This is a genomic window from Salinimicrobium catena, assembly GCF_900102915.1.
In the GTDB taxonomy this organism is placed as follows: Bacteria; Bacteroidota; Bacteroidia; order Flavobacteriales; family Flavobacteriaceae; genus Salinimicrobium; species Salinimicrobium catena.
Map to the genome: position 1 here is coordinate 224,444 of NZ_FNGG01000001.1, position 21,011 is coordinate 245,454.

Genomic DNA, 21,011 nt, shown 5'->3' on the forward strand with positions numbered 1-21,011 from the left:
TCAGAAAAAAGAACATTTGAAATCCAAACAATGAAAAAAATAAGCCTATTAATTGTCAGTCTCTTCATTCTTGCATCCTGCGGAAATTCAGACAGATCTGTAGAAGAAGTCATCGAGGAAGGGAACCTTTCAGAAATAAGAGCCAAAAAAGCCGAACTAAGCAAACAGCAAGGCGAACTCAGTTCCAAGATAGCCAAACTTGATGCGGCCATTCAAAAACTGGACAAAAGGACTCAATTCGCTTTGGTAAGAACCACAAGGGTAGAAGACACGCTTTTCAAGCATTATGTAGAGATCCCGGGGGATGTGGAAACAGATGAGAACATCACTATTTACCCGGAATTTTCCGGCGTTCTGCTCGACGTGCTGGTTGAGGAAGGAGACCGCGTGAACAAAGGACAGGTATTGGCACGTATCGATGATGGCGGCCTATCAAGTCAGCTAGCGCAGCTTGAAACCCAGGCTGCCCTTGCAAAGACCACTTTTGAGAGGCAAAAAAGGTTGTGGGAGCAGAACATTGGTTCTGAGATCCAGTTCCTGGAAGCAAAAGCGAATTATGAGGCGGTACAGAATTCGGTGAATCAATTGCAATCCCAGCTTTCAAAAACAGTAGTGAGAGCCCCTTTTTCAGGGGTTATTGACGAAACTTTTTCAGAACAGGGAGAGGTGGTTGCCCCTGGACAAAGCAGATTGTTCAGACTTATCAATCTATCGAACATGTACATCACTGCCGCCGTACCGGAATCTTACCTGGGCAGCATCAAAAAAGGCACTGAGGTGATGGTAGAGATCGCCGCTACGGGAACCGAATTCCAGTCAGAAATTCAACAGGTCGGGAACTTCATCAATCCGAACAACCGCACCTTTGAGATCAAGGTGGCCGTCCCTAACGATAAGGAGCTGGTAAAACCAAACCTCATCGCTACCGTGAAGCTAAACGATTACACTTCAGAAAACGCGGTGATCATTCCTGAAGGGGTGATCCAAAAGAACGCCGCTGGCCAAAGTGTGATCTATGTGCTACAGCCTACTAATGACAGTACCGGCACTGCGGAAAAAAGGATCCTGGAAACCGGAAAGATTTATAATGATCATGTGGAGGTACTTTCCGGCCTTAAACCGGGAGAGCTGTTGATCACCGAAGGCGCAAAGAACATTAGTGAAGGAGAAGAGGTAAAGATCCTCAACTAATCATTTTCAATCAGAAATTCACAAGATGAAATTAGATAAAGATTTTAAACTTTCTTCCTGGGCCATTGACAACCGTATGACGGTCTACGTCATCATTGCCATTGTGCTGCTGGGCGGATTACTGTCATACTACAGCATGCCGCGGGAGTCTTTCCCCGAGGTGGTGGAGACCAAGATCTACGTTAGTTCGGTCAACCCGGGGAACTCGGCAGAGGATGTGGAAAAGTTCATTACCGAGCCTTTAGAGGAAGAATTCAACAATATTGGGGGAGTGAACGAGATCACCTCCACTACCCTTCAGGATTACTCGCTTATCATCGTGCAATTTGATGAGGATATATCCGTAGATGCCGCTCGGCAGAAAGTAAAGGACAAGGTAGACCAGGAAAAAGCGGCCACCACCTGGCCCACCATGGACAATGGTGCCAAGGTAGAACCCAACGTTTTTGACCTGAACCTTTCCGAAGAAATGCCCATCCTGAACATTAACCTTACGGGAGATTTTCCGGTACAGCAGCTAAAAGAGTACGCCGAATACCTGCAGGACAGGATCGAATTACTACCACAGATCAAGGAGGCTTCCATTCGCGGGGCTGAAGAAAAAGAGGTGGAGATCGCTGTTGACCCTCATAAAATGGCTGCTTCAAAAGTAAGTTTTGGCGACATTGTAAGCGCCGTGAGCATGGAGAACCAGACTATCTCGGGCGGGAATGTCATTACAGGAGGGATTCAGAAGAATATCAGGATCCTGGGAGAGATCCAGGATCCGAAGGAGCTGGAAAACATCATCATCAAAAGAGAGGAAGGAAATGTCTTTTTGCGGGATGTAGCCGAAGTCAAGTTCCAGGAAAAGGAGCCTACCACGTTCGCGCGTGAATATGGCGAGCCTGTGGTGATGCTTGATGTCAAAAAACGAAGCGGAAAGAACATGATCCAGGCCATTGACGACATCAAGGAGATCATTGAATACGAACAGGAAACTTATCTGCCGGATGATCTGCATATCTCCTATTCCAATGACCAATCTACCACAACTGAGAACATGGTTGACGATCTGGTAAACAACATCATTTTCGGGGTGATCCTCGTGGTGTTGGTATTGATGTTCTTCCTTGGGTTCAGAAATGCACTTTTTGTTGGGTTTGCCATCCCGCTTTCCATGTTCCTTTCGTTCATCATTCTGTCCAGTATCGGGTTTACCCTCAATACCATGGTGCTTTTCGCCCTGGTTATGGGACTGGGGATGCTTGTTGACAACGGGATCGTGGTAGTAGAGAATGTATACAGCCTGATGGACCAGGGCATGCCGCGTCTTAAGGCTGCCAAGCAGGGAGTGGGCGAGATCGCCTGGCCTATCATTGCCTCCACAGCCACAACTTTGGCCGCCTTCTTCCCCTTAGGCCTCTGGCCGGGAACCATTGGAAAGTTCATGATCTATTTCCCTATCACACTTTCCATCGTGTTGGGATCATCGCTCTTCGTGGCACTTATCATCAATTCCATGCTGACCTCGCAGTATATGAAGACCGAAGAGAAGAAACTCACCAAGAAGAAACTCATCAGGTGGAGCGCTATTTTGGCAGGAGTAGGAATTCTTCTTGTCATTGCAGGATATATCATAGACATGGGAGCTTTACGTGGAATCGGAAACCTTTCCATCCTGTCTGCCATTTTGCTTTGGGCTTATAAATATTTCCTGAGTCCGTTCGTTGATTACTTCCAGTTCAAAGCATTGAAAAAACTGGAAACCAAATACGAACAAACCTTAAGGTTTTCTTTAAAAGGAAAGAATGCCTACCTGGTATTTTCAGGTACGCTTCTTATGCTTATCCTGTCATTCATCCTGGTGGGGATCGTAAAACCGAAGGTGCTTTTCTTTCCAGAAAATCAGCCAAACCAGATCATCACCTACATAGAATATCCTGAAGGAACCGATATCAGGAAGACCAATGAGCTCACCAAGAAAGTGGAGGAGCGCATCTACGATCTCATTGAAAAATATGAGGATGAAGACGGGTATAACTATATGGTGGAATCGGCTATTGCACAGGTAGGCCAGGGAGCGGGTAACCCGCAGACCGATGGCGGCCAGCAAAACGAGATGCCACATAAAGGAAAGGTCACCCTTACCATGCGGGAGTTCAAGGAAAGGCGCGGAGTAAAGAGTAGCCATGTGCTTTCAGAGGTAAGGGAAGCCGTGCAGGGATTTCCGGGAGCGTCGATCATCGTTGAAAAAGATGCGGCAGGGCCACCAACCGGTTACCCTATCAACCTCGAACTAAGAGGCGAGGATTATGAGCAGATGCTCCTGGAAGCTGAACAGCTAAGGGAATACATCAACGAACTCAACATAGGCGGTATCGAAGAGCTTAACATTGACGTAAACAAGTCCAAACCCGAGCTGAATGTGACGGTAGACAGGGTCAAGGCCGGGCAGCTGGGAGTTTCTTCAGCTACCGTGGGACAAACCTTAAGAAGGGCGATCTACGGAGAGGAGATCTCCACCTATAAGGAAGGCGATGAAGATTATGAGATCAATGTGAGATTCAATGAAGATTTCAGGTATGATGAAAACGCACTTTTCAACCAGCCTATCACCTTTAAGAACCAGAACACGGGAGAGATCGTGCAGGTTCCGGTTTCTTCGGTTACCAAAAAGGAACTTACTTCAGCGTTTAGTTCGATCAAAAGGAAAGATCTTAAAAGAGTGATCACCCTATATTCGAACGTGCTGGAAGGATACAACGGAAATGCCATTGTAGAGCAGCTTCAGAATGAACTTCAAAGCTATGAGCTGCCAAAGAACATGGAACTGCAGTTTACGGGAGAACAGGAAAAGCAAGATGAGAACATGTCCTTCCTGCTCAAGGCATTGATCATTGGCCTTGGCGGAATCCTGCTGATCCTGGTTGCGCAATTCAACTCTGTACCCAAACCTCTAATCATTCTTATGGCGGTGTTCCTGAGTTTGGCAGGGGTATTCCTGGGTATGGTGATCTTCCAGATGGACTTCATCATCATCATGACCATGATGGGGATTATCTCCCTCGCAGGGATCGTGGTGAACAACGCGATCGTACTGGTGGACTACACCCAGATCCTCATAGACCGTAAAAAGGCTTCGCTGGGGCTGGATGAACATGATCTACTGACAAAAAAACAGTATTTTGCTGTTATCGTTGAAGGAGGGAAATCCAGGCTGCGTCCGGTTCTGCTTACTGCCATTACGACAGTATTGGGGCTTATCCCTCTGGCAATAGGCTTTAACATTGACTTTTTTACACTTTTCACAGATTATGACCCGCAGATCTATTTTGGAGGTGACAACGTGATCTTCTGGGGGCCGCTGGCGTGGACAGTGATCTTTGGATTGATCTTCGCAACCTTCCTAACCTTAGTGGTGGTGCCGGCTATGCTCTATATCATCAACAGGGCAAGAGTGAAGATCAGGAAAAAAAGGGATAAGAAACTGCAAAGCACAGCAGCTTAAAAACGAAACCTCCGGCAATACACCGGAGGTTTTCTTTTTTAAGGGGAGTCTGGCAAAGTGTTTGCGCCCTTATGAGCGAAGTTCAATTATTTATTAATTAAAAATCAAAGAATGAACACGCTATTAACCATTGATGAACGAAATGCCGTTTTAAGATCAATGGCCAAACTTGTAGAACAGGAAAAAGAAAATATTTTAAAAGCAAATAAGATCGACCTGGATAACTATTCAGGTGACGATCTGGCCATGGAAGACAGGCTTAAAGTAGACGATTCAAAAATAAAAGGAATGGTCGCGTCTTTAGAACATTTGGCTTCCCAGGAAGACCCTGTGGGAGTGGAGCGCTTCAGCTTCAAGCATGAGAACGGGATGCAGGTCTACAATAAGACCGCGTCTTTTGGAACGGTCATGATCATTTATGAATCAAGACCCGACGTGACCGTGGAGGCGGCAGGGATCGCCTTTAAATCTGGTAACAAGATCCTTTTAAAAGGAGGTAAGGAATCTCTTAATTCCAACCTTAGGATCGTAGAATTGTGGCACCAGGCCCTTAAGGAGAACAATGTTTCTACAGAATGGGTGGAGTACCTGCAATTTGACCGCAAACAGACCCAGGAATTCCTGGCACACCCTACCCAGCCGGTAGATCTTATCGTCCCTCGGGGCGGGGAAAGATTGATCAAATTCGTAAAAGACAATTCTTCGGCACAGGTGATCGTGAGCGGACGCGGTAATAACTTCGTTTACGTACACGACCAGGCCGATATTGATATCGCGTTAAATGTCATTTTGAACGGAAAGACCGGGAAAATTTCGGCTTGTAACGCAGTAGACAAGGTGCTGATAGATTCACACCTTCCGAATAAAGAAGAATTCCTGAAAAAACTGGTAGAAAGACTTTCAGAATATAATGTGGAATTCATCGCCGATAAGACTTTAGAGGGTAAGCTTGAAAATGCAAGACCTGTAAAGAGTGAAGATGAATGGTATGAAGAATTTCTTGATTATAAGATCCTCATTGGCGAAGTAGATTCAGTTTCTGAAGCGATCGCCAAGATCAACAAATATTCAGGAGGGCACTCTGCCTCTATCATCTCTAAAGATGACCAGGCAGCAAAACAATTCATGGAGACCGTAGACAATGCCGCTGTTTACCACAACGCCTCTACCCGCTTTACAGACGGGGGACAATTGGGCCTTGGTGGAGAACTGGCCATTAGTACAGATAAGTTACACCAGCGCGGACCTATTGGTCTTCAGCATTTAGTAACCAATAAATGGTATATACACGGTAATGGACAAATACGATAAGAATAACTTGAATAAGATTTTAGAACACAACAATATAGAGATGGAAAAGCCTAAGAAGAAAAAGAGAATTCTGTTGAAATTAGGATCCAACACCCTCACAAGGGAAACCGATCAGATCTCCCGCGGTAAGATCGAGGATATTGGTCGCCAGATCGCGGCTCTAAAAGATGATTATGAGTTCGTGCTTATTAGCTCGGGAGCGGTAGCTGTGGCAAAGCAGTTCGTGAACCTGGAAAGAAGTGGGGAGAACATCGACGTAAAACAGGCCCTGGCTTCAATTGGTCAGCCGCACCTGATGCGTATCTTCCAGGAAAGCTTTAGAGAATTGGGACTTTTGACCTCTCAGATCCTGCTTTCTCCTAATGACTTCGGAAGGGATGATTCCAAGAAGAACATCATCAACACGATGAATGTGCTTCTTGAAAATGACTACATCCCTATCATCAATGAGAATGATACCTCTTCAACCGAAGCCATTCAGTTTGGGGACAATGATAATTTGGCTGCACAAACGGCTGCGTTGCTTGATGTGGACCTGTTCATCATCGCTACCAACACGCACGGAGTGTATAAGAAAGGGTCCATTAGCGCCGAAACTCCTGAAACGATCAGGAAAGTAAGCGATATCGACGAGCTTAAGAAAGAGGTGATGTCTGAGACCAAATCTGCCCATGGTACGGGTGGAATGGAGTCGAAGGTTTCGGCTGCAGAGATCACGCAAAAGGCAAAGATCGAGACCTGGATCGTAAACGGGCTTGACGAGAACTTTATATTGAACGCCATTAATGATGAGGTGCATTTCACCAAAATTCATCATTAATATTAATTTTTAATTGAACGAAAGATCCGGAGTTAGTGCTCCGGATTTTTTTGTTTTTGGTATAAGTAGATCCCGCAAAAAAAGCGCTTTTCCGGGACCTTTTTTAATTCTTCCTGGTCACCAGATCGTATACACATGGTATCACGACCAGGTTCAGAAGGGTCGCCGAAAGCAATCCTCCAAGGATCACTACCGCCATCGGGCTCTGGATCTCACTTCCCGGTTCGCCTCCTTTTAGAGCAAGCGGAATTAGTGCCAGCCCTGTTGTAAAGGCCGTCATCAGAATAGGGTTTAGCCTGTCCAGGGCTCCGCTTTTGATAAGTTCATAACCTCTCAGTCCTTCCTTTCTCAGGTCTTCATATCTCGACACCAGCAGAATTCCGTTTCGCGTAGCGATCCCGAAAAGGCTGATGAAACCTATCGTAGACGCAATGCTCACGATACCTGAGGTAAAGTAAACGATCAAAATTCCTCCGATCAAAGCCAGCGGCAGGTTGATCAATACCACGAAAGCCAGTTTCACGTTGTTGAACTCAAAATATAACAACAGGAAGATCACAAAAATAGCGGCTATTGCACTTATCAATAACATTTGTGAAGCTTTCGATTCGCTTTCGAACTGTCCGCCATACTGTATACGATAACCTTCCGGCATATCCACCGAAGAATTTACGGTTTCCCTGATCTCTTCAACGGCACTTCGCAGGTCACGCCCCTGCACATTGGCAGCTACCACGATCTTACGCTGCACGTCTTCCCTGCTGATGGTATTCGGGCTACTTACCGAGGAAACAGTAGCGACCTCGTTCAATGGCACCTGTGCGCCATTGGGTAAACCTATCAGGGCAGTTCTGATGTTTTCAATGCTGTTCCTGAAGTTTTCGTCATAGCGCACTACCAGGTCAAAATATTTCTGACCCTCATACACCTCCCCTACTTCGTGTCCTGCAAAGGCAATATCAACCTGCTCCATAAGCTGACCAACGGTCATTCCGTAAGCGGAAAGGATCTGCCTCTTTGGGGTGATCTTGATCTGCGGAACTTCGATCTGCTGATCAACTGCCACATCGGCGAGACCGTTTATCGGGGTGATCTGCTCTTCAATATCTTTCCCAATGGAATAAAGCTGCTGCAAATCGGGCCCAAAGATCTTGATCGCGATATTCGCCCGGGTTCCCGAAAGCATATGATCTATACGGTGGGCGATTGGCTGACCTAAAGTGATATTTACCCCCGGAACAATGCTCAGCTTTTCCCTGACGTCCTCGAAAAAGTCTTCCTTCGACTTATCTTCAAGAGTAAACGGCACGTCGATCTCGGCCGCGTTCACTCCCTGGGCGTGTTCATCGAGCTCTGCCCTACCCGTTCTCCGGGTAACCACTTCTACTTCAGGCATTTCAAGCAAGAGTTCTTCAACTTGTCTGCCGGTCTTGTTGCTTTCTTCCAAAGCCATCGCCGGAGGCCCCACTACGCTTATTACCATTGAACCTTCGTTGAATTCAGGCAGAAAGCTTCTTCCTAACTGTGTGAAAAGGGCAATACTCAGTAGAAAGGCAATTACCGTTATTCCAATTACGGTTTTCGGGATCCTAAGAGCCCTGTTCAAAGTTGCAGCGTACCTGCGCTCCAGCCATCTTTCGACTTTAGTGCCCTCAGCCTGTTTCAACAGCATTTTCTCCTTTTTCAGCAGATAGGTACACAGCACCGGAGTAACGGTAACAGCTACTACTAAGGAAGTCAGTACAGAAGTGATGAATGCAATCCCAAGGGGTTTCAGCAATCGGCCTTCCATTCCGCCAAGGAAAAACAAGGGCACGAAAGAGACGATAATGATCAGCGTCGCGATAATGATCGAACTCCTGATCTCCACCGATGCCTCCCGCACCACGGTGATCACCGATTGCCTTTCAGCTTTCGGTTTTCTGATGTTCTCCCGCAGGCGTTTATATACGTTCTCCACGTCGATGATCGCGTCATCGACCAGGGCACCGATCGCGATCGCCATTCCTCCAAGACTCATCGTATTGATGGTGTAGCCCAGCATTTTCAGCACTATGATCGACACCAATAAAGAAATTGGAATAGCCAGCAAGGAAATAAAAGTGGTGCGCCAGTTCATCAGGAAAATGAACAATACGATTACCACAAAAAAGGCTCCCTCGAGCAGGGTCATATTCAGGTTACTGATGGAAGCATCGATAAAATCTGCCTGGCGGAAGATCTGACTTTTGATCTCCACACTTTCTGGCAGGCTGGTTTCCAGTTCGGCGATGGCTTCATCCAGCCTTTCCGTAAGCTCCAGTGTATTAACATCGGGTTGCTTGGAAATGGTCAGGATCACGGCCGGCTTTGCATTCAGCGAACCATCCCCGATCTTATCGGCAGCCCCTATATGAACATCCGCAACATCCTTGATCTTGATGCTTTGGCCGTTCACCTGTTTCACCACGGCTTCCTCCAGGTCTTCCAAAGCATAAGCTCTTCCGCTTCCTTTGATGATGTATTGATTTCCGTACTGGTTCAGAAAACCACCCGGGGCATTGGTATTTGCTTCCTTCACCTTTTTTGTGAGCTCCTCAAGGCTTACATCGTAATATTTCATCTTCCCCGGATCGGCAAAGACCCGGTACTGCTTGTAATCTCCACCAATAACTACCACGTTGGCGATCCCGCCTATGGCTTTTATCCGCGGACGGATCTGCCAGTCGGAAAGTGTTCTTAGTTCCATTGGGCTCAGGCTGTCTGAAGTGACTCCCAACAGCATTACTTCTCCCATTATGGAAGAGATAGGTGCCATCCTTGGAGCTCCGATCCCACTTGGTAGGTTTTCCCTAACCATCGGAATTCGTTCACTTACGATCTGCCTGGCCTTGTATATATCGGTCCCCCAGTCAAACTCGACCCAAACAATGGAGATCCCGGCCGCGGAAGAAGAACGGATCCTTCTCACGTTCGGCGAACCGTTCATCGCAGTCTCAAGCTGATAGGTCACCAGTTTTTCGACCTCTTCAGATTCCATTCCGTGAGCTTCCGTCAAAATAGTAACAGTAGGCGCTGTAAGGTCAGGAAATACATCCACGTTCATATCACGTGCGAGGTAAAACCCGGTAACACTAAGCACCACTGCTGCCAGCAAGACCAAAAGCCTGTTCTGAAGAGATACTGATAAAATTTTGTTTAACATCTAACTTATCTTTTCAGAATTAATTAATGTTCGTGCCCATGCGCCGGCGTTGAACCTGACATTGAAGCCATCTTCACCTGATAAGCTCCGGTGGTGACTACCACATCTCCGGGTTGCAGTCCGCTAAGTACCTGCACCTGCCGGCCGTTTCGTTTTCCTATTTTTATAGGGCGTCTTTCAAAGCTTTCTCCGCTTACCTGAACGATCACCGAATAATTACCATAATCTTCCAGTAAAGCAGCTTCAGGCACCACGATCCCCGGCTCTGCATTACCCAGTGCGATCTGTACCTCGGTGAAACTGCCTTCAGGCATTTCAACCACATCGTTCACTTTCACATATACCGGGATCATTGGCTTGCGGTCTTCCACTTCTTTACCAACAGAAACAATGGATTCCCCAGCTACCTCTTTCCACTCACCATTGTCTCCTTTGTACCAGATACTGGCGATGGATTCCTTGGTAGGGTTTTTAGAAGCGCTCAACTGGGTTTTCAGCAATCTTGACTTATCGGTCCCGATAGTTACCAGGTTTGCACCCTGCTCCACGTAAGCTCCGTTGGAAGTGCTGATGGATTTGATGAACCCGTCAAAAGGCGCACGGATCTGCTTTCCGCCTGCTCCGTAATTGGAAGCCAGGGCCCGATAATTTGATTCGGCTACACGAAAGTTGCTTTCTACTCTCTCGAATTCCGCTTTGGGAACTATCTTATCCTCGTAGAGTTCTTTCTTACGCTGGTATTCGGCTTTTGCCTGATCGTACCTGGCTTTCGCCTGAGCGATCTCTGCCTGAATATTGTTGGACGAAAGTCCTTCGCTGCTCACATTCATCAACAGCTGACCTTTTTTCACCTCGCTGCCTTCCGTAAGGTTTTCCGAAACGAAATTTACCATTCCGTTTGCTCCTGCCGCCAGGGTCTTAAAAGTTCCCGGGGCAGCCTGCCAGACTCCGGAGGTATGAACAATGCCATAAACTTCTCCCTGAGTAACAGGTTCAGTTTGGAAATCGATCTTCCAGGCCTGCTCCTTCAGAAAACTGATATCGCCTTCTGCGGCTTCTTCTACATTTTCAGCAGCTTCAGCAGCCGAGCCATAAACCTGAACATTTTCGACCACGATCCTGTCTGAATATTCAGGAGTTTCCAGGTCAAAAACCAGGTAATAAGTCCCGGCTTCCTTAGGTTGCAGCTTCGGAGAAAAGATCCCCGGAGAGGAAGGCGCGTCCACTTTATGGCGAATCCCGCTACCTCCTTTTATCAAACTAACCGTAACCGAACCTTCACGAACAGGCTGGTGTTTGTCAAGCCTGGTGAAGTGAGCAGCAAATTTGCTCGTTTTTCCTTCCACGAGAGCCGGAAACTCCACGAAAAGCTCCGTCTGGTCTGTCCAAACGGTTTTACTTATCGCAGGTACTCCCGAACTCACGTGATTTCCTTCTGCATCATGCGCATGGCCTTCCTCCCCGTTACTTCCGCAGGAAAAAAGCAAAAGCGAGATGCATAACAATAAAATATATCTCATGTCCTTTTTAAGCATTAGTGGTCGTGGTGCTCTGTGCCGTCATCGTGGGTATGGTGGTCGGTTTCCTCGTGCATATCCAGCGAATCCTCTCCCACTGTAAATTCTTCCTGCTCCGTATGCTCACCGTCCATATGACTCCCATCTTCGTTATGCGGGTGCCCGTGCTCTTCCTCCTCGTGACCGTGAGCCTCGACTCCCTCTTCATGTTCATGGCCGTGTTCTGCGCTAGCTGTGTCTCTGCACGCCGAAAAACCAAATACTAATATTGCTGCGAAAAATAAATTCTTGAAATTCATATCGTTTAATTTGAAATTATAATTGATGTTTTAATAGTTCTGCTTTTAACTGAAGTAGTTCTTTTTCCATCTCCAGCATCCTGTTATAAGCATGCCGGTAGAATTCCACTTCCCGGTAATAATCAAGGAAGGAAAGTTCTCCCAGATCATAGGCTTTGAACAAAAGCTCTTCGGAATTAAGGTCCTCAAAGGTTTCCTTGTATTCCAGATATTTTTCATCCAGTAATTGAAACCTCTGAAACTTTTCCAGGAAAGCAGTGTAAAGCTCTGCCTGAACAAATTCGGAATTCGACTGCTCATATTCATACCTTGCTTTGGCAGCCTTGACTTTATTTTTGCTGTTCCAAAGCGGTATGGAAAGTCCGCCCAGAAAACCTGAATAGTTACTGGAACTCACTCCCTGGTAATTATATCCCACACTTAGCTCAGGAAGCACCTTGTTCTTTTCCAGTTTCACCTGTTGCTCGGCAAGCTCGGTTTGGGCCTGTAAGGCTTTAAGTTCAGGGTCGACCGAAAGCTTTTCCTGCCAGATGGCATCCTGGGAAAGCAGTTGGGTTTCTTCAGAGATATGGAGCTGACCAACTTCTATGGCCTGTCCGCCATTCATTTTCTGAAGCTCCCTGAGCACACTTTCCATTCTAATTTCCAGCTGCTCGACCTCAAACTGATCCTGTAACCAGGCTACTTTAGCCTTGTTCAGTTCCAGGATCCCGATCTGTTCGGCTTCGAATAGTCGCCGGATCTGATCATAGACCTCTCTGGCCTGCTCCACTCGTTTTTGTTCCAACTCTTTCCGCTTTTGAAGGACCTGAAGTTCGAGCAGCTGTTTTTTGGCATTCAGCAAAACTTCCTGCCTTAGCCCTTCATATTCCAGCTCCATCAGTGCTTCCTGCTTTTCAATACGCTTGCTTCGGGCGCCATAGACCGTTGGAAATTCAAATCGTTGCGAGATCTGGTATTCATAATAATCATCGGTCTCATGTTCCCCAAAAGGCAGGTAATACGCTGAAGCCTGCGGATCCTGGAGATTGTTTTCAGACTTATTAGCCAGATTCCGGCTCGCCATGAAGGATTGATAAGCCTTGATCTGCCTGTTGTTTTTACTGATCTGTTCCAGTACCTGGTCAACTCCCATATCCTGGGCTGAAAGACCCAATGAGAACAGGCATCCGAAACAGACGGATACTATATATTTATACATTGTAATTTTTTAGGTTTAACCTATTTGAAAGTGATAAGCATAGTGTTTATCAGAAGTTTAACCTAAAGCGGGAGGGCCCCGAAGGGAATAGTTAGAATAATATTTTATGACGAATAAAGGCGGAGGTTGGTAATTCCTGAGCCGTTCTTTCTCTAAGACCCCGTAAACAATCAGCTGCCCATAAACCTCAAATTCCGAAGTGCTTTCTGCCTGTGATTCCTGAAGATTAAACTGCTCTATGGAATTTTCAACAGGTACTTCAGAAGAACTGCTGCTATGAGAATGCATGGCCAGCAGGATCGAAATGATGCCTTTTGGCTCTTCAGATTCTTTTTTGTGATGGTGTTCGTGGGAATGAGAATGAGAATGTGCTAATTCGTGCCTTTGATTTTCCCTATGTTCATGATGAAGATGAGGAACGAACTGGTGAAGCAGAGTTAATGCAAAAACTGCCAGAAGAAATGAAGCGAATATCCTGGGTCTTTCCTTCATGCCTCAAATATAAAGAATAATAACGAGCAGCAAATGGGAGAAAGCTTCCTCGAAACACATTCGGTGCCGGCTCTGTCTTAAAAATTGGCTAAAACACCTCTCCTCAGGCTTCAATTATTTTTCAGGCTATTTCGGCAGAATCCGCGCAGTTCTTCTTATTTTTGCTTCTTCGAAAATCAAGAAAATTATGTACAGAAGTCACACCTGTGGTGAATTACGAATAGAGGACAAACAAAAAGAAGTTACGCTTAGCGGATGGGTGCAGAAGATCAGGGACAAAGGTTTCATGATCTGGGTTGATCTTAGAGACAGGTATGGTGTGACCCAGCTTATCTTTGATGAAGAGCGTACTCCAAAAGAAATGATGGAAAAAGCCTCCAGGCTTGGAAGGGAGTTCGTGATCCAGGCTACAGGAGAAGTGATCGAAAGGGAATCCAAAAACCCTAATATGCCAACGGGCGATGTGGAGATCCTGGTAAAGGAACTTACTATTTTAAACACTTCGGAAGTACCTCCCTTCACTATTGAGGAGGAGACCGATGGCGGGGAAGACCTAAGGATGAAATACCGTTACCTGGACATCAGAAGGAATCCGGTGAAGGAAAAACTGATCTTCAGAAGCAAAGTAGCTATGGAGGTGCGTAATTTTCTTTCTGACAAAGGCTTTATTGAGGTCGAAACTCCTGTATTAATTAAATCCACGCCCGAAGGCGCGCGTGATTTCGTGGTGCCAAGCCGTATGAACGAAGGGCAGTTCTACGCCCTGCCACAGTCCCCGCAGACATTTAAGCAGCTGCTTATGGTGGGTGGAATGGATAAATACTTCCAGATCGTGAAATGTTTCAGGGATGAAGACCTTCGTGCCGACAGGCAACCGGAATTCACCCAGATAGACTGCGAAATGGCCTTTGTGGAGCAGGAAGATGTCCTTAACATCTTTGAAGATTTCACCAGGCAACTGGTCAAAAAAGTGAAAAACGTCGAGGTTAAGGAATTCCCGAGAATGACCTATGCCGATGCCATGCGCAAGTATGGAAATGACAAGCCCGATATTCGTTTTGGAATGGAGTTCGGGGAACTTAATGATCTTGCAAAGAACAAAGGTTTCAATGTCTTTGATCAGCAGGAGCTAGTAGTGGGGATCGCTGTCCCGGGAGCCGCTTCCTTTACCCGCAAAGAGATAGACAAATTAATTGATTGGGTAAAACGCCCGCAGGTAGGAGCCAATGGCCTGGTGTGGGTAAAATACAATGAAGACGGCACTTTAAAGTCTTCTGTGGATAAATTCTATTCTCCTGAAGACCTGCAGGAATGGGCAGAAAGAACCGGAGCTAAACCGGGAGACCTTATCCTGGTGATGGCCGGTAATACCGATAAGACGAGGACTCAGCTCAGCGCGCTGCGTATGCACCTGGCCAACGAGCTTGGATTGAGAAAAGCAGATGAGTTCGCACCTTTATGGGTAGTCGATTTTCCACTTTTGGAATGGGACGAGGAAACCGAGCGATACCACGCCATGCACCACCCGTTCACCTCTCCAAAACCGGAGGACATCAAACTTCTGGATACCGAACCCGGAAAAGTACGTGCCAATGCTTATGACCTGGTGTTGAACGGGAATGAGATAGGCGGTGGTTCCATCAGGATCCACGACAGAAAGACCCAGGAAATGATGTTCGGGCACCTTGGTTTCACTCCAGAAGAAGCCAAAGCTCAATTCGGATTTTTAATGGATGCCTTCCAGTATGGAGCGCCTCCTCACGGTGGTATCGCCTTTGGATTCGACAGGCTGGTTGCCATTTTAGGCGGACAGGAAACCATCCGGGATTATATCGCATTCCCCAAGAACAATGCAGGGCGCGATGTGATGATAGACGCGCCTTCAAAAATTGACGAAGAGCAATTAAAGGAACTAAACCTTCAAATAGTTTCAGAAACAGAATAACATTAAAATCCTGCTTAGGCAGGATTTTTTTATCAACGGGTAAATATGCCGGGTAGAAAAAGAAATCCCCTACTCCTCCGGTTTTTGATCTGGAGAACAAAGAATCTCTCGCAGCAGCAGTTCGTGATGCTCCTTAGCGCACTTATTGGTTTTACTGCAGGGCTGGGTGCGGTGGCCATCAAGAACCTTACGCATTTCATTCAGCTGCTTCTTGAGGGAAAATTCATTGCCAATTATCACCATGCCTTCTATTTTGTTTTTCCGGTAATTGGATTGGCCATCACCATGGTCATTATCAAGTTCTTTCTGCGCCGCCCCGTGGGTCATGGCATTCCCTCTACCCTTTATGCCATCTCGATGAAAAAAGGGATCATGCGACGCATGCATATGTTCGCTTCCCTGATTACAGCCCCCATAACGGTGGGATTTGGAGGATCTGTGGGGTTGGAAGGACCAACCGTAGCCACAGGGGCCTCTTTGGGCTCTAACATTTCCAGGATGTTCAACATGAACCAGGCCACCCGTACCCTGCTTATAGGTTGTGCGGCAGCCGGAGCCATGTCCAGCATCTTTAAGGCTCCTATCGCGGCCATCGTTTTCGCCATTGAAGTCTTCAGCCTTGATCTTACTTTAGCCTCCCTCCTGCCGTTGCTGCTGGCATCGGTATCTGCTATCCTCACCTCTTATTTCTTTTTTGGGTCAGACATCATCCTGCCCTTTAGCCTGAAGGATAGTTTCGAGATCGCTGATGTGCCTTATTACATTTTATTGGGAGTGACAGCTTCTCTGTGTTCCATCTACTTCACAAAGACCTATTTTAAGATCAATGATCTTTTTAAAAATCTAAAGAATCCCATTATGCGTTTGCTGGTGGGAGGTAGCGCCCTGGGAGTATTGGTATATTTCATTCCGCCGCTGTACGGGGAGGGCTATGATGTGATCAACAACCTGTTGCAGGAAGATTATGTACAGGCAATGGGTAATACTTATTTCAATGCCTATTTCGACAATTTCTGGGTGGTGATAACCTTGCTGGCAGGGCTGGTAGTCTTTAAGATCGTAGCCACCTCACTTACATTTAATGCCGGTGGCGTTGGCGGGATCTTTGCGCCTGTACTTTTCATGGGAAGTACTATGGGACATTTGTTCGCTCTTTTTATCAATCACCTCAACATCTTGAAAAGCCCGCTTTCGGTTAGTAATTTCACGCTGGTAGGAATGGCCGGGTTAATGGCGGGAGTGCTTCAGGCGCCGCTTACAGCCATCTTCCTTATCGCCGAACTAACTCATGGTTATGAACTATTCGTCCCCCTAATGATCACTGCTGCGATCTCCTTCATGGTGACCACTCAGTTCTTACCACATTCGGTATATACCATGGAACTGGCCCAACGCGGAGAACTTATCACTCATAATAAAGATCAGGCGGTGCTCACCCTAATGGAGATCAATAAGGTGATCGAGAACAACTTCGTTCCGTTAAAGCTTGGCATGACGCTTGGAGAAATTGTACATAAAGGGGTAATAAGATCTTCCCGGAATATCTTTCCGGTGGTAGATGATGAAAACAATTTCATGGGTATCCTGCTGCTGGACGATATTCGCCCTATCATGTTTGACAAAAAACTGTATGATAAGGTAAAGATCGACGAGCTTATGCAGAGTGCCCCGGAGATCATTGACAGCAACAAGGACGGAGTAAGGACGATCATGAAAAAATTCCAGGACAGTGATGCCTGGAACCTTCCTGTGGTGAAAGAGAATAAATACCAGGGCTTCGTTTCAAAGTCAAAACTGCTCACCGCATACAGAAAAAAATTAATTGAAGTAACTGTTTAATTATGAATACAATACTTAAAATTTTAGGAATTCTGATCCTGCTGGCCATTGGCACCGGGTTCTATTTCAGACTGAATGACAACCTGCTTTTAGGAGACAGGATCATTGGCGTTGCCGTGCTGGCTAGCGCCTTTATTCTCATGCCCTTGTTCCTCTACCACAGGTGGAAAGGGAAGAGATTGAAAGATTACACACTTTCCGATGAAAATCTTAAAAAAATGAAAGAACGGAATAAAGACCAATTTTAGGAAAATAAAATTTTTAGAAATAAATAACACTTTCATTAACAACCGTTTCATTTATTCCAGTATGTTTGTACTTTATTAATTATTATTTTTTTACAATGGAAGGTACAGTTAAATTTTTCAATGAATCAAAAGGTTACGGATTCATCACCAACGACGACACAGGTAGAGATATCTTTGTTCACGTTACCGGTCTTAATGGAGAAACTATTCAGGAAGGTGACAAAGTTGAGTACAACGAAACTGAAGGAAGAAAAGGAATGACCGCATCTGACGTGCGTGTTATCAATGGATAATATACAGTTCTATTTCTAAGTAAAACGTCCTGCAATGCAGGACGTTTTTTTATGCGCTTATTTCAGCTGAAGATCACACGTGGTGCACCTCTTTAATGCCTTCCAGCATCTCTTCGGTCATTCGGTCAATATCGAATTCATGCTGCCAACCCCAGTCTTCACGAGCCCTGGAGTCATCAATGCTTGACGGCCAGGAATCGGCTATGGCCTGGCGGAAATCGGGCGCGTAGTCGATCTCAAATTCAGGGATGTGTTTTTGAATGGCTTTGGTAAGTGTTGCCGGCGTGAAATTCAGGGCCGCAAGGTTATACGACGAACGTATCTTCACATTTTCTGCCGGCGCCTCCATTAAAGAAATGGTCGCACGAATGGCATCATCCATGAACATCATCGGCAGTTCTGTATCTTCTTTCAAAAATGAGGTGTATTTCTTGTTTTTCAAGGCCTCATGGTAGATCTCCACCGCGTAGTCTGTAGTACCGCCTCCCGGTAAAGTTTTGTAACTGATAAGTCCCGGATACCTGATGCTTCTTACATCAACCCCAAATTTATTATGGTAGTACTCGCACCAGCGTTCCCCGGCCTGTTTGCTGATCCCGTAAACCGTAGAGGGTTCCATGATGGTAGTTTGCGGCGTATCCTTTTTTGGAGTGGTGGGCCCAAAAACCGCGATGCTTGATGGCCAGAATACTTTTGATACTTTCTTGTCTTTAGCAAGGTTAAGCACGTGAAAAAGGGAGTTCATGTTCAGAGCCCAGCCTTTCATAGGGAACTTTTCGGCAGTCGCGCTAAGCATGGCTGCCATTAGGTAAACCTCATCGATCTCGTATTGTATCACCAGGTCCTGGATCTGTTCAAAATTGGTCGCGTCGGCTACTTCAAAAGGGCCCGAAGCCATCAGCTCGGGGCTTCCCTCCCTGATATCACTGGCGATGACGTTTTGATTTCCCACTTTTTCCCTTAGCGCCATGGTAAGTTCGGTTCCTATTTGTCCACAAGCACCAATTATCAATATCTTTGAGGCCATAAATTTCAGTTTTAGAGTTAAGCAAAGATATCTATTTCGGCATAGATGAAAAATGATTTAGATTAAGCTTTTCCACGGAAAAAAGTCTGCCAAATTCATACCTTTAGAAAATGAAAAAAATCCTGTTTCTCTTTTCAGCCCTGATCCTAATTTCCTGTAGGGAAGAAGCTCCGCAAAACACCGGTTCAAATTCCGCAGGAAAGGCAGCTTTTTCCGAAGAACTACAGGTTACCACCAACCGCAGGGTAGAGCTTTTGCCCGAAGCCCGGGCAGAAGTGAGCGAATGGCTAGCCTATGCCACCGCGCAGAATGAGATGCAGAACCTGAGGAACAGCACCGGTCACGACATCCTCGAATCCTCCAACAGCATTATGCAGATCATGGAATCGCTGAAGGAATCTACGCCCGACACTCTTCAAACCCCAGCTGTGCAGTCGCGCACCAATGTTTTGGTGACCAAGGCCAAGATCCTTCACCAGCTTTCCAACAAAAAACAAAAAGATGCAGAGGAGATCTTCGAGGTCGCCAACGACCTCATTGTGGAATTCGATAATTTCAAACTGCAGCTCAACGAGCTTTTCCTCAAAACCCCCGTAGATTTCGAGCAGGAACTGGATGAGGAGTTTGAGGAATCCCTCGAATCCACAAGCTCAGATACTCTTCCGCTATTGAGGTAAGAAAAAATATCACAACTACTGCAAATTCTTCACATCAAAAGTTTAGAGATGGACTTTCGATAATCTTCTGCATCCTGAAAAGAATCATATTTTCAACACCACCTGAAAAACTACCGCTCCTCCCTCATTGCCAGCGAATTGAGAATTCGTTAAGAGGATATTATGGAAATCTTAACCAGATTTAAGAAGGGAATTTTGAGGATTCACTAATTTAGTGAGAGACAGGAGTAAAAGGATGACAAATTCTTTTTACTCAGGCCCATAAACCCTAAAAAGTTTAAAAATGAAATCGCTATTCAAAACCACTATTATTGCCCTGATGTTCATCTCAATGATTGGGTGTAAGGAAAAGCAAACGGTAGAAATAAACACGCCCGAAGAGGTTAAGAAAGAAAGGAAAGAGACTGCTGACATTGCAGATCAACATTTTATTGATGGTATGACAGGTAAGGTATGGCATAACTACCTTGAGATAAAAATGGCATTGACTTTATCTGATGCAGATCAAGTGCAGCAAACAGCAAAAGTAATGGCTGAAACTTTTTCCCAGGAAAGAGCCGAGATGAAGTCTTTGGCTCAGCAAATGTCCGAGACAGATGACATTGAAGTCCAAAGGGAGTTATTTGCCAAATTTACTGAAAAAGCAGGGCCGATGTTTGAAGATGCCCTTTCAGGAGGAACGATCTACAAAAAGTTCTGCCCCATGGCATTTGATAACAAAGGCGCTTATTGGTATGCCAGTATAGAAGAAATTTCCAATCCCTATTTCGGAGAAAAAATGCCGAAATGCGGTTCTGTTGAAAAAACCATATCAAAATAAATTCTCGCTTTCACTGTAAATAGGCAGAAAACGAATAATCAACCAACAACAAATTTTCTAAATAATGGAATCAAAAGAAAAGAAGCACGGCGGAATGAAAAAGGGAATGTACACCAAGTTCATGGTCATGCTCGTTCTCTCATTTATTGCAATGTATATAACCATGTACATGAATACCTATTCCTGGGACCATGTTTGGTTTAGTTTGACAAGATTCTATATGGCAATCTTAGGGATCTGTGCAATGGCCGTGATCATGCTCACCGTCATGCTGGGAATGTATAAAAACAAAAAAAAGAATATTGCGATATATGTAGGCAGCCTGGTGATCTTCTTAAGTGCTTTAGGTTTAGTAAGAGCACAAATTCCTGTGGGCGAGGTATTGTGGATGAAGGCAATGATACCTCATCACTCCATCGCGATCTTAACCAGTAAAAGAGCAGATATTAAGGATCCTGAAGCAAAAAAACTTGCAGAGGAAATTATTGAGGCTCAGGAACGGGAAATTGCAGAAATGAAAAAAATTATATACAGGCTTGAAAATGAGGAAGATTAAAGCCTGGTGTTAATTGAAGACAGCCAAGCTAGTGGAAGCGCGTAAGATGTTCCATATTCTCCTAATGCACAAAAAGAGAGAAACAACAGCACTAATCTGGA

At 45.6% G+C, this 21,011-nt stretch carries 16 protein-coding genes; 11 read left to right on the top strand and 5 right to left on the bottom strand.

Annotated features, from left to right (window positions below; all coding sequences use genetic code 11):
* Window positions 1–30: 30 nt before the first annotated feature.
* The 4 genes from BLS64_RS01035 (at window position 31) to proB (ending at window position 6,812) form a co-directional block, all read left to right on the top strand.
* The gene (locus BLS64_RS01035) at window positions 31–1,191 is read left to right on the top strand and encodes an efflux RND transporter periplasmic adaptor subunit (protein ID WP_093110867.1); all 1,161 of its coding nucleotides are present in this window, start codon (window positions 31–33) and stop codon (window positions 1,189–1,191) included.
* A 25-nt stretch (window positions 1,192–1,216) separates the two neighbouring features.
* Window positions 1,217–4,681, top strand: a complete 3,465-nt coding sequence (locus BLS64_RS01040) for an efflux RND transporter permease subunit (protein ID WP_093110869.1) — start codon at window positions 1,217–1,219, stop codon at window positions 4,679–4,681.
* A 111-nt stretch (window positions 4,682–4,792) separates the two neighbouring features.
* Window positions 4,793–5,992, top strand: coding sequence for a glutamate-5-semialdehyde dehydrogenase (locus BLS64_RS01045; RefSeq protein ID WP_093110871.1), 1,200 nt, complete (start codon window positions 4,793–4,795; stop codon window positions 5,990–5,992).
* 40 nt (window positions 5,993–6,032) lie between these two features.
* Window positions 6,033–6,812 (top strand): glutamate 5-kinase, encoded by a 780-nt coding sequence (gene proB, locus BLS64_RS01050; protein WP_093112213.1) that lies wholly within the window; start codon window positions 6,033–6,035, stop codon window positions 6,810–6,812.
* A 103-nt stretch (window positions 6,813–6,915) separates the two neighbouring features.
* On the opposite strand, the gene BLS64_RS01055 is transcribed toward proB, so the two are convergent.
* The 4 genes from BLS64_RS01055 to BLS64_RS01075 all read right to left on the bottom strand — a co-directional run bounded on the left by BLS64_RS01055 (window position 6,916) and on the right by BLS64_RS01075 (window position 13,505).
* Window positions 6,916–9,996, bottom strand: coding sequence for an efflux RND transporter permease subunit (locus BLS64_RS01055; RefSeq protein ID WP_093110873.1), 3,081 nt, complete (start codon window positions 9,994–9,996; stop codon window positions 6,916–6,918).
* A 23-nt stretch (window positions 9,997–10,019) separates the two neighbouring features.
* On the bottom strand, window positions 10,020–11,516 hold the full coding sequence (locus BLS64_RS01060) for an efflux RND transporter periplasmic adaptor subunit (protein ID WP_093112215.1): 1,497 nt from the start codon (window positions 11,514–11,516) through the stop codon (window positions 10,020–10,022).
* A gap of 312 nt (window positions 11,517–11,828) precedes the next feature.
* Window positions 11,829–13,013: a TolC family protein gene (locus BLS64_RS01070; protein WP_093110877.1), complete on the bottom strand. Its 1,185-nt coding sequence runs from the start codon at window positions 13,011–13,013 to the stop codon at window positions 11,829–11,831.
* A gap of 57 nt (window positions 13,014–13,070) precedes the next feature.
* On the bottom strand, window positions 13,071–13,505 hold the full coding sequence (locus BLS64_RS01075) for a hypothetical protein (RefSeq protein WP_093110879.1): 435 nt from the start codon (window positions 13,503–13,505) through the stop codon (window positions 13,071–13,073).
* A 187-nt stretch (window positions 13,506–13,692) separates the two neighbouring features.
* Between BLS64_RS01075 and aspS the strand changes: the two genes are divergently transcribed.
* The 4 genes from aspS (at window position 13,693) to BLS64_RS01095 (ending at window position 17,830) form a co-directional block, all read left to right on the top strand.
* Complete coding sequence (gene aspS, locus BLS64_RS01080; RefSeq protein ID WP_093110881.1) at window positions 13,693–15,450, top strand: aspartate--tRNA ligase; 1,758 nt, start codon at window positions 13,693–13,695, stop codon at window positions 15,448–15,450.
* Between the two features lie 45 nt (window positions 15,451–15,495).
* On the top strand, window positions 15,496–17,289 hold the full coding sequence (locus tag BLS64_RS01085) for a chloride channel protein (protein ID WP_093110883.1): 1,794 nt from the start codon (window positions 15,496–15,498) through the stop codon (window positions 17,287–17,289).
* A gap of 2 nt (window positions 17,290–17,291) precedes the next feature.
* The gene (locus BLS64_RS01090) at window positions 17,292–17,537 is read left to right on the top strand and encodes a hypothetical protein (protein WP_093110885.1); all 246 of its coding nucleotides are present in this window, start codon (window positions 17,292–17,294) and stop codon (window positions 17,535–17,537) included.
* Between the two features lie 95 nt (window positions 17,538–17,632).
* Window positions 17,633–17,830 carry a cold-shock protein gene (locus tag BLS64_RS01095; protein ID WP_093110887.1) on the top strand — a complete coding sequence of 66 codons (198 nt, stop codon included), beginning with the start codon at window positions 17,633–17,635 and terminating at the stop codon, window positions 17,828–17,830.
* A gap of 73 nt (window positions 17,831–17,903) precedes the next feature.
* Here the strand turns inward: BLS64_RS01095 and BLS64_RS01100 are convergent, their stop codons facing one another.
* Window positions 17,904–18,857 (bottom strand): NAD-dependent epimerase/dehydratase family protein, encoded by a 954-nt coding sequence (locus BLS64_RS01100; protein ID WP_093110889.1) that lies wholly within the window; start codon window positions 18,855–18,857, stop codon window positions 17,904–17,906.
* 110 nt (window positions 18,858–18,967) lie between these two features.
* Here BLS64_RS01100 and BLS64_RS01105 point away from each other — a divergent pair, with 110 nt between their 5' ends.
* The 3 genes from BLS64_RS01105 (at window position 18,968) to BLS64_RS01115 (ending at window position 20,910) form a co-directional block, all read left to right on the top strand.
* Complete coding sequence (locus tag BLS64_RS01105) at window positions 18,968–19,534, top strand: hypothetical protein (RefSeq protein ID WP_093110891.1); 567 nt, start codon at window positions 18,968–18,970, stop codon at window positions 19,532–19,534.
* 283 nt (window positions 19,535–19,817) lie between these two features.
* Window positions 19,818–20,354, top strand: coding sequence for a DUF3347 domain-containing protein (locus BLS64_RS01110; protein WP_093110893.1), 537 nt, complete (start codon window positions 19,818–19,820; stop codon window positions 20,352–20,354).
* 64 nt (window positions 20,355–20,418) lie between these two features.
* Window positions 20,419–20,910, top strand: coding sequence for a DUF305 domain-containing protein (locus tag BLS64_RS01115; RefSeq protein WP_093110895.1), 492 nt, complete (start codon window positions 20,419–20,421; stop codon window positions 20,908–20,910).
* The last annotated feature ends 101 nt before the right edge of the window (window positions 20,911–21,011 follow it).

Bases quoted from the DNA above. Each gene is read 5' to 3' on its own strand.
- BLS64_RS01045 (WP_093110871.1), top strand. From the start codon at position 4,793: ATGAACACGCTATTAACCATTGATGAACGAAATGCCGTTTTAAGATCA.
- BLS64_RS01075 (WP_093110879.1), bottom strand. From the start codon at position 13,505: ATGAAGGAAAGACCCAGGATATTCGCTTCATTTCTTCTGGCAGTTTTT.
- BLS64_RS01055 (WP_093110873.1), bottom strand. From the start codon at position 9,996: ATGTTAAACAAAATTTTATCAGTATCTCTTCAGAACAGGCTTTTGGTC.
- BLS64_RS01060 (WP_093112215.1), bottom strand. From the start codon at position 11,516: ATGAGATATATTTTATTGTTATGCATCTCGCTTTTGCTTTTTTCCTGC.
- BLS64_RS01070 (WP_093110877.1), bottom strand. From the start codon at position 13,013: ATGTATAAATATATAGTATCCGTCTGTTTCGGATGCCTGTTCTCATTG.
- BLS64_RS01115 (WP_093110895.1), top strand. From the start codon at position 20,419: ATGGAATCAAAAGAAAAGAAGCACGGCGGAATGAAAAAGGGAATGTAC.
- BLS64_RS01035 (WP_093110867.1), top strand. From the start codon at position 31: ATGAAAAAAATAAGCCTATTAATTGTCAGTCTCTTCATTCTTGCATCC.
- BLS64_RS01110 (WP_093110893.1), top strand. From the start codon at position 19,818: ATGAAATCGCTATTCAAAACCACTATTATTGCCCTGATGTTCATCTCA.
- aspS (WP_093110881.1), top strand. From the start codon at position 13,693: ATGTACAGAAGTCACACCTGTGGTGAATTACGAATAGAGGACAAACAA.
- BLS64_RS01085 (WP_093110883.1), top strand. From the start codon at position 15,496: ATGCCGGGTAGAAAAAGAAATCCCCTACTCCTCCGGTTTTTGATCTGG.
- BLS64_RS01095 (WP_093110887.1), top strand. From the start codon at position 17,633: ATGGAAGGTACAGTTAAATTTTTCAATGAATCAAAAGGTTACGGATTC.
- proB (WP_093112213.1), top strand. From the start codon at position 6,033: ATGGAAAAGCCTAAGAAGAAAAAGAGAATTCTGTTGAAATTAGGATCC.
- BLS64_RS01040 (WP_093110869.1), top strand. From the start codon at position 1,217: ATGAAATTAGATAAAGATTTTAAACTTTCTTCCTGGGCCATTGACAAC.
- BLS64_RS01090 (WP_093110885.1), top strand. From the start codon at position 17,292: ATGAATACAATACTTAAAATTTTAGGAATTCTGATCCTGCTGGCCATT.
- BLS64_RS01105 (WP_093110891.1), top strand. From the start codon at position 18,968: ATGAAAAAAATCCTGTTTCTCTTTTCAGCCCTGATCCTAATTTCCTGT.
- BLS64_RS01100 (WP_093110889.1), bottom strand. From the start codon at position 18,857: ATGGCCTCAAAGATATTGATAATTGGTGCTTGTGGACAAATAGGAACC.